The 7018-nt window shown below is 70.3% G+C and carries 10 protein-coding genes; 7 read left to right on the forward strand and 3 right to left on the reverse strand.

The window, feature by feature from the left end; genetic code table 11:
* The 5 genes from QH290_RS03950 to QH290_RS03970 are packed head-to-tail and all read left to right on the forward strand — an operon-like array spanning position 1 to position 4148.
* Positions 1-267 carry an acyl carrier protein gene (locus QH290_RS03950; RefSeq protein WP_280266628.1) on the forward strand — a complete coding sequence of 89 codons (267 nt, stop codon included), beginning with the start codon at positions 1-3 and terminating at the stop codon, positions 265-267.
* Positions 264-1217 (forward strand): aromatase/cyclase, encoded by a 954-nt coding sequence (locus QH290_RS03955; protein WP_280381990.1) that lies wholly within the window; start codon positions 264-266, stop codon positions 1215-1217. The genes QH290_RS03950 and QH290_RS03955 overlap by 4 nt, the downstream gene beginning before the upstream one ends.
* Positions 1214-2143 carry an MBL fold metallo-hydrolase gene (locus QH290_RS03960; protein ID WP_280381991.1) on the forward strand — a complete coding sequence of 310 codons (930 nt, stop codon included), beginning with the start codon at positions 1214-1216 and terminating at the stop codon, positions 2141-2143. The genes QH290_RS03955 and QH290_RS03960 overlap by 4 nt, the downstream gene beginning before the upstream one ends.
* On the forward strand, positions 2131-3375 hold the full coding sequence (locus tag QH290_RS03965; protein ID WP_280266631.1) for an FAD-dependent oxidoreductase: 1245 nt from the start codon (positions 2131-2133) through the stop codon (positions 3373-3375). Before QH290_RS03960 ends, QH290_RS03965 begins: the two co-directional genes overlap by 13 nt.
* A gap of 11 nt (positions 3376-3386) precedes the next feature.
* Positions 3387-4148, forward strand: coding sequence for an alpha/beta fold hydrolase (locus QH290_RS03970; RefSeq protein WP_280381992.1), 762 nt, complete (start codon positions 3387-3389; stop codon positions 4146-4148).
* Here the strand turns inward: QH290_RS03970 and QH290_RS03975 are convergent.
* The gene (locus QH290_RS03975; RefSeq protein WP_280266633.1) at positions 4127-4495 is read right to left on the reverse strand and encodes a winged helix-turn-helix transcriptional regulator; all 369 of its coding nucleotides are present in this window, start codon (positions 4493-4495) and stop codon (positions 4127-4129) included. The two genes, QH290_RS03970 and QH290_RS03975, sit on opposite strands and share 22 nt — an antisense overlap.
* 93 nt (positions 4496-4588) lie before the next feature.
* Between QH290_RS03975 and QH290_RS03980 the strand changes: the two genes are divergently transcribed.
* Together QH290_RS03980 and QH290_RS03985 are read left to right on the forward strand one after the other, a co-directional pair.
* Positions 4589-5083 (forward strand): luciferase domain-containing protein, encoded by a 495-nt coding sequence (locus QH290_RS03980; protein WP_280266634.1) that lies wholly within the window; start codon positions 4589-4591, stop codon positions 5081-5083.
* 29 nt (positions 5084-5112) lie between these two features.
* The gene (locus QH290_RS03985) at positions 5113-5523 is read left to right on the forward strand and encodes a lipocalin-like domain-containing protein (protein ID WP_280381993.1); all 411 of its coding nucleotides are present in this window, start codon (positions 5113-5115) and stop codon (positions 5521-5523) included.
* Here the strand turns inward: QH290_RS03985 and QH290_RS03990 are convergent.
* Both QH290_RS03990 and QH290_RS03995 read right to left on the reverse strand, forming a co-directional pair.
* A complete protein-coding gene (locus tag QH290_RS03990; RefSeq protein WP_280381994.1) occupies positions 5508-6029 on the reverse strand; it encodes an acetyl-CoA carboxylase biotin carboxyl carrier protein in 522 nt (173 codons plus the stop codon). The two genes, QH290_RS03985 and QH290_RS03990, sit on opposite strands and share 16 nt — an antisense overlap.
* Before the next feature lie 15 nt (positions 6030-6044).
* Positions 6045-6827: an SDR family NAD(P)-dependent oxidoreductase gene (locus QH290_RS03995; RefSeq protein WP_280266637.1), complete on the reverse strand. Its 783-nt coding sequence runs from the start codon at positions 6825-6827 to the stop codon at positions 6045-6047.
* Positions 6828-7018: the final 191 nt, after the last annotated feature.

A 7018-nucleotide genomic window follows, 5' to 3' on the forward strand; every position in this document is an offset into this window, starting at 1 on the left:
ATGAGCACGATCATGACCATCGACGAACTGCGCCGCATTCTGGTGGCCTGCGCGGGTGGCGACGAGGACGCACCCGAACTGGCCGGTGACTTCTCCGCGGTGGAGTTCGAGGAACTCGGCTACGACTCGCTGGCGCTGATCGAGACCGCCTCGCGCATCCAGCACGACTTCGGCGTGACGGTTCCCGAGGAGCAGCTCATCGAGCTGAAGACGCCGCAGGAACTCATCGACATCGTCAACAATCGCCTGGCGGGTGCGGCGTCATGAGCATCGTCCGGACGCAGCATTCCCGCACCGTGGCGGCACCGCCCGGGGATCTCTACGCGCTGGTCGCCGACGTCACCCGGTGGCCGGTGATCTTCGAACCCAGCGTCGCGGTGCGGCATCTGCACCGCGGGCCGGACGAGGAGCGGTTCCGGCTGTGGGCCACGGTGAACGGCACGGTGATGAACTGGACCTCGCGGCGCGTCCTGGATCGGGCGCAGCGGCGGATCTCGTTCGAGCAGGAGCGCAGCAATCCGCCGATCGCCTCGATGGGCGGGGCGTGGTCGTTCGAGCAGATCGACGCGGGCACCACGCGAATCGTGCTGGACCATCACTTCAGCGTGCTGCCGGGCGCGGATCCCGAGGAGGTGGCCCGCGCCGTCGACCGCAACAGCGAGACCGAACTGGCGGCCCTGGGCCGCCTCGCCGAGCTGGGCCATCCGGTCGGTGCGGTCGTGTACACGTTCGCCGACACCGTGACCCTGGACGCGACGGCCGCGGAGCTGTACGACTTCGTGTATCGCAGCGATCGCTGGCCCGAGCACGTCCCGCACGTCGGCCGCGTCGATCTGAGCGAGGACTCCGACGGCGTGCAGCTGATGGAGATGGACACCGTCACCGCCGGCGGGCTCACCCACACCACCAAATCGGTGCGGATCTGCTTCCCGGGCGAGCGCATCGACTACAAGCAGCTGTTGCCACCCGCGATGCTGTTCGGCCACAGCGGCAGTTGGGAATTCGCCGACGGGCAGGGCGGCGCCGAGGTCACCGCGCGGCACACGGTGGCGATCAATCCGGAGGCGGCGCGCGAAATCCTCGGAGAGGCAACGGATCTCAGTGATGCGCGGGCCTACCTCGAGGAGGCGCTGGGCACCAACAGCCGCAACACCCTGCTGTGCGCGGTGAAATACGCTGCGGCCGAGCGGGTGTCGTCGACGAAGTCCGCGACATGACCACCAGGACACCCGCGCCCGCGCACCCCACGACCCACGAGGTCGCCGACGGCGTCTTCGCCTATACCCACGACCGCGGCGGCTGGTGCGTCAGCAATGCCGGGGTGCTGACCGGGCCCGGTGGGGCCCTGGTGATCGACACGCTGGCCACCGAGGGCCGGACCCGCGGCCTGGTCGAGTTCGTGGACCGGCTCGCGCCCGGCCCCGCGCGCACCATCGTCAACACCCACCACCACGGCGACCACAACTTCGGCAACCACCTGTTCGGTCCGTCCGCGGTCGTCCTCGGCCACGACCGGATCCGGCCGGAGATGATCGAGACCGGCCTCGCCCTCACCCGGCTGTGGCCGCAGGTCGACTGGGGCGATGTGCGAGTCACCCTGCCCACCATCACGTTCGGCGACCGGGTGACCGTGCACGTGGGCGATCGGCCGGTCGAGCTGATCCATCTCGGTCCGGCCGCGCACACCACCAACGACGTGGTGGCCTGGCTACCGCAGGAGAAGGTGCTGTTCGCCGGGGACATCGTCATGTCGGGCGCGGCGCCGTTCTGCCTGTTCGGCTCGGTGCGCGGCACACTGGCGGCGGTGCGGTGGCTGGCCGGGCTGGGCGCGGAAACCGTGGTGGCGGGCCATGGTCCGATCACCGGACCGGAGATCTTCGAGCAGACGACCCGATATCTGCACTGGATCCAGGATGCGGCGATCGAGGGCCGGGCCCTGGATCTGCCGCCGCTCGAGATCGCGATGGAGGTGGGACTGGGCGACTTCGGGGACCTGGTCGACTCCGAACGCATCGTCGGGAACCTGCACCGCGCCTACGCCGAGCTGGACGAGGCGAGCCCCGGGAGCCCGCTCGACGTGCTGTCGATCTTCGACGAGATGGTCACCTACAACCACGGGCGGTGGCCGACATGTCTGGCGTGACAGGTGAATCCGTGGACGTCTGCGTGCTGGGCGGCGGGCCCGCGGGGCTCATGGCGGGGCTGCTGCTGGCCCGGGCGGGCGTCGATGTGCTGGTGCTGGAGAAGCATCCGGACTTCCTGCGCGACTTCCGCGGTGACACCGTGCACCCGTCGACGCTGGCGGTCCTCGACGAGCTGGGGGTGGCCGAGGAATTCCTGCGGCTGCCCCACGTGGAGGCGCCGCAGCTGCCGATGGCCACCGATCTCGGACCGGTGGTGTTCGCCGACTTCCGCGGTCTGCCGGGCCGATTCCCGTTCGTGGCGTTCATGCCGCAGTGGGATGTGCTCACCTTCCTCGCCGAAACCGGCCGCCGCTATTCGGGTTTCCGGCTGCGGCAGCGGGCCGAGGCGACCGAACTGATCCACGAGGGCGGGGTGGTCACCGGTGCCCGGGCACGCACGCCGGACGGGCCGCTCGAGGTCCGGTGCCGGTTGGTGATCGCCGCGGACGGGCGCAATTCGCTGGTGCGCCGCGACGGCCTGCTCGAGGTCGGGGCGGGCGAGGCGCCGATGGATGTGCTGTGGTTCCGGGTGAGCACGCCGGAGGGCGACCGGCTGCCCACGGTCCGCAGCGGGAAGGGCTTCTTCATCGTCTGCATCGATCGCGGCGACTATCTGCAGGTCGCCTACATGATCCCGAAGGGCGGATTCGCGGCGGTCCGGGCGGCGGGTCTGCCCGCCTTCCGCGCGGATCTCGCGGCGATCTATCCCACGCTCGCACCGCATCTCGAGGACGAGATCCGCGACTGGGACGACGTCAAGCCGCTCGACGTGCGCGTGGACCGGCTGCGCCGCTGGTACCGGCCCGGACTGCTCGCCATCGGCGATGCGGCGCACGCGATGTCGCCGGCGGGCGGCGTGGGCATCAATCTCGCGGTGCAGGATGCCGTCGCGGCGGTCCGCCTGCTCGCGCCGGTGCTGGCCGCCGGGCGCTCGCCGACCGTGCGGCAGCTGCGTGCGGTGCAGCGCCGTCGCGAATTCCCCATGCGGGTGGTGCAATTCGCGCAACTGCGGTTGCTGGCCGACCTGTACCCCAGTGCGGGAAGGCCGGGCACGGACAAACCGCTGCTGGCTCGGCTGCTGCGCCGGTTCCCGGGGCTCTCGCAGGTGATCGCGCGGGTGATCGGGCTCGGCGTCCGCCCCGAGCACGTGCCGCCCGGCATCGACGAAACCCTCACTGTCACAAGGAAATAGGAGTAACGATCGTGTCGACCTATCTGCTCGTGCACGGAGCGTTCCACGGCGGCTGGGCCTGGCAGCGGGTGACGCCGCTGCTGGCGTCGGCCGGGCACCGCGTCCACGCGCCCTCGCTGGTGGGGCTGGGGGAGCGGGCGCAGGAACTGACCCGCTACGTCGGCCTCGATACCCACGTCGACGATCTGGCCCGCCTGGTGACCACCGAGGATCTCACCGACGTGATCCTCGTCGGCCACAGCTACGCCGGAATCGTGATCACCGCCCTCGCCGACCGGATGCCCGGCCGCATCGCCGAACTGGTCTACGTGGACACGTTCGTGCCGCGCGACGGGGAGGCGGTCGCCGACATCATGCCGCTGATGGTGGAGGCATTCGCGCAGCAGGCGGCGGAATCCGGCGACGGCTGGCGGGTGCCGCCGCAGACCGAGCCGCTGGCCGACGGCGGAATCAACGGTGTCACCACGGAACCCGATATGAGCTGGCTGGCCTCGATGCTCACGGCGCAGTCGCTGAAGACCTTCCAGCAGCCGCTGTGGCTGAGCAATCCACGGGCCCTGGCCGACATCCCGGTCACGCACATCTACTGCAGCGAGGGCGGCGAGCAGTTCAAGGCCATGCGGGCGGCGATGCCGCGCACGCTGCCGCCGCAGGACCTGCCGCCCGGCCGCCTGAAGGTGCTGCCGACGGGGCACGACTGCATGATCACCATGCCGCGCGAGCTGGCCGGGCACCTGCTGGAGCTGGCCGCTCAGCCCTCCGCGGCGTCGTAGGCGGCCCGGGCGGCGAGCACCTCGCCCAGGTGCTCGTCCGACCATTCCGCCAGGCTGTTGAACAGCGGGCGCAAAGTAGTGGCCAGCGGGGTGGCGGCGTACTCCACCCGGGGTGGCACCTCCGGGTAGTAGGTGCGCACCACCAGCCCGTCGCGCTCGAGCTGCCGCAGCCGCTGGGTGAGCACCTTCGGTGTCAGGCCCGGAATGCGTTGCAGCAGTTCGTTGAAGCGCATGCGGCCGTGATGGTTGAGCACCCACAGCACCTGCGTGGACCAGCGGCCGAAGAACAGGTCGACCACCGGCGAGACGGGGCAGGGATCGACCGGCGGTGCTGTGACGTCTGTCATAACCTCTCCTGCACGCTTTCCATTTGGTAACTACTATACTTTGGAAACTACTGTGTGACCAGGCGGCCCGACGGTCGCGGAAGGAGCACAGTGATGACAGCGACCTCCACGCATACACATCCGGTCCTGCCGCCACGCCGCGGTGCGCGTCCGGAGACCCGCCCGCACACCCCGCATCAGCAGCTCAGCCAGAACGCTCCGGCGGGCCTGCAGCAGACGCTGTGGGCCCGCATGACCAGCCTGGCGGGCGTCCTGGTCGGGCGCAGCGGCATCTCGGCGCCGGATACCCGGGCCCTGCACCTGAAGCCCGAATTCGCGGGCGGACCGGACGACGCGTACCTGCGGGTCACCGAATTCGCCCATCTGCACGGCACCGCGGACGGCAGCCTGCATCTGTGCCTGCCGCAAGCGCTTGCCGTGGAGGCGATTACGCAGGGCTGGGCCGAACAGCATCCGCTGGCCCGGCAGCGGTATCTGCCGCCGTCGGTGCTGATGGTGTACGGCCCCCGCGATCCGGGCGAGCTGGAGGTGGTCTGGGAGCTGGTGCGGGCCAGCTATTCCTACGCCCGGGGGACCGCTGGAGTATGACTCGAGTGCGGGCGCGCATCGTGGGATCCATGACTGCGAGCGAACTGGTCGGGACCTGGGAACTGGTGTCGTACTTCGACATCGACGATGCCGACGTGAGAACCGAAGGGCCGCTGGGTGCCGCGCCCCGCGGACTGCTGATCTACAACGCGCACGGCTACGTGTCGGTGAGCATGATGCGCACCGACGCCGCACCCGGTGCCGCCCCCTTCATGGGGTACGCGGGTACGTGGCGCCGGGAGGGCGCCGAGATCGTGCACGCGATCAGCGTCTGCTCCAATCCGGCCTGGGCGAATACCGAGCAGGTCCGCCAGATGTCGCTGCGCGGTGACGTGCTCACGCTGATCGGCAGCGCCGAGGTGAACGGGCGGGCGCAGCGCCGGATCCTGACCTGGCGCCGCGCCGCCCTGACCGAGTCCCGTTCTCACACCGGCGAATAGGTGAACAGGGGGTCGTCGAATTGCACCGATTCACCGTCCTGCCTGCAGATCTCGGTGATCACCCCGCCGGTCTCGGCGGTCACCGGGATCATCAGCTTCATCGCCTCGACGATGGCGACCTGCTGACCGGGCGCGACGTGGTCGCCGACGGCGACGAACGGCTCGGCGCCCGGCTCGGGACTGCGATAGAACACCCCGACGCTCGGTGCGCGGATGGCGGGGGCGGGCGCCGGATCATCCTGTGGCGCAGGGATTTCCGGTGTCGCCGAGGCGTCCTGCGGCCAGTGCGCCTCGGTCACCGCGCCGACGCGGGCCGGAGTCTCCTGCGGCCAGTGCGCCTCCACGGTCACCTCGCCGACCCGGATGCGCAGGGTGCTCGGCTGTCGTGGGAATCCCTCGAGCAGCCGCAGCGCGCCCGACTGGATGGCGTCGAGGATCTGCAGGTGGTCGTGTGCGGCGGCGTCGAGTTCGGCGGCCTCGGGTGCGGTGTCGTCCACTGCGGTCATCGCGGTGCCCTCCGGTCAGTAATTACCCAGTCCGCCACAGACATTGAGCGCCTGCGCGGTGACCGCGGCGGCGGCCGGGCCGATCAGGTAGTCGACCATGGCCGCCACCTCGCTGGGCTGGACGTAGCGGCCGATCGGCACGCGGGCACTGACCCGCGCGTGCACCTCGTCGGTGTCGACGCCCCACAGGCCGGAGTAGACCTCCCGGACCCGTTCCGCCATGGGCGTTTCCACGAAACCCGGGCACACGGCGTTCACCGTGATGCCCGTCTTGGCCAGCTCCAGGCCGAGGGCCTTGGTGAAGCCGACCACGCCGTGCTTGGACGCCGAGTACGGGGCACCGTGCAGCACACCCTGTTTGCCGCCGGTCGAGGCGATGTTGACGATGCGGCCGCTGCCGCGCTCGAGCATGCCGCCGGCGTTGAGCGCGGCCTTGGTGGTGAAGAAGACGCTGTGCAGATTGGTGTTGACGACATCGAGCCACAGCTCGTCGTCGATCTGCGCCGTCACCCCGCCGCCGCTGCGACCGGCGTTGTTGACCAGGATGTCGACCGGGCCGAACCGCCGCACGCCCGCGTCGACGAACTCGCGGATCTGCCCGGCGTCGCGCACGTCGCAGGCGACGCCGTCGACCGACAGCCCCTCGTCCTGCAGGCTCTTGGCCGTATCGGCCACCTGCTGCTCGTTGCGGGCACAGATGAATACCGAAATACCCTGCGCCGCCAGATTTTTGGTGATCTCCAGTCCCATGCCGCTGGTGGCGCCCGTGACCATCGCGACGCGTCGGCTGTCCGCCATAGTTCCTCCCTCGATCGGCTGTCCGGCCTCGACGGGGTGTACGGCCTCCAGCCTCTCGACCGGTCCTATAGATCCGGTCAATTCGCCGTGGGGGGGGCCCCAGGGGGAGCGCGGGGGGGGGGGGGGGGGGGGCGCCCCCGGCCCCGCCGCCCCCCCCCCCGGCCGCCCCCCCGGCGGGGGGGCGCCCCCAC

This window comes from Nocardia wallacei, assembly GCF_029869545.1.
Lineage (GTDB): Bacteria > Actinomycetota > Actinomycetes > Mycobacteriales > Mycobacteriaceae > Nocardia > Nocardia wallacei_A.

What these genes read in the sequence shown, in the direction of transcription:
- QH290_RS03950 (WP_280266628.1), top strand. Translation starts at nt 1, where the DNA reads ATGAGCACGATCATGACCATCGACGAACTGCGCCGCATTCTGGTGGCC.
- QH290_RS03955 (WP_280381990.1), top strand. Translation starts at nt 264, where the DNA reads ATGAGCATCGTCCGGACGCAGCATTCCCGCACCGTGGCGGCACCGCCC.
- QH290_RS03960 (WP_280381991.1), top strand. Translation starts at nt 1,214, where the DNA reads ATGACCACCAGGACACCCGCGCCCGCGCACCCCACGACCCACGAGGTC.
- QH290_RS03965 (WP_280266631.1), top strand. Translation starts at nt 2,131, where the DNA reads ATGTCTGGCGTGACAGGTGAATCCGTGGACGTCTGCGTGCTGGGCGGC.
- QH290_RS03975 (WP_280266633.1), bottom strand. Translation starts at nt 4,495, where the DNA reads ATGACAGACGTCACAGCACCGCCGGTCGATCCCTGCCCCGTCTCGCCG.
- QH290_RS03980 (WP_280266634.1), top strand. Translation starts at nt 4,589, where the DNA reads ATGACAGCGACCTCCACGCATACACATCCGGTCCTGCCGCCACGCCGC.
- QH290_RS03985 (WP_280381993.1), top strand. Translation starts at nt 5,113, where the DNA reads ATGACTGCGAGCGAACTGGTCGGGACCTGGGAACTGGTGTCGTACTTC.
- QH290_RS03990 (WP_280381994.1), bottom strand. Translation starts at nt 6,029, where the DNA reads ATGACCGCAGTGGACGACACCGCACCCGAGGCCGCCGAACTCGACGCC.
- QH290_RS03995 (WP_280266637.1), bottom strand. Translation starts at nt 6,827, where the DNA reads ATGGCGGACAGCCGACGCGTCGCGATGGTCACGGGCGCCACCAGCGGC.